General features: G+C 42.1%; 1 pseudogene. It reads right to left on the reverse strand.

The features are described from left to right. Nucleotides 1–321, reverse strand: a pseudogene (locus ACH5TX_RS00145) (hypothetical protein); the annotation flags it as partial.

The following is a 321-nucleotide window of genomic DNA, read 5'->3' on the forward strand; positions in this document are numbered from 1 at the left end:
ACCATCACTATCAGTCGTATTAACTCCTGTTGGTAAACAAGCATCATTAGCATCAAATGGTCCTGGATAATCTCCTGGTACTTTTGGTGTACTCGGATCGTCTATTCCTGTTGTTTCTTCACAATCGGTTAATCCATCACCGTCACTATCGGTCGTATTAACTCCTGTTGGTAAACAAGCATTGTTAGTATCAAATGGCCCTGGATAATCTCCTGGTGCTTTTGGTGTACTCGGATCGTCTATTCCTGTCGTTTCTTCACAATCGGTTAGTCCATCACCATCACTATCAGTCGTATTAACTCCTGTTGGTAAACAAGCATC

Origin of the sequence: Thalassobellus citreus, from assembly GCF_044385915.1 — a bacterium.
Lineage (GTDB): Bacteria > Bacteroidota > Bacteroidia > Flavobacteriales > Flavobacteriaceae > Thalassobellus > Thalassobellus citreus.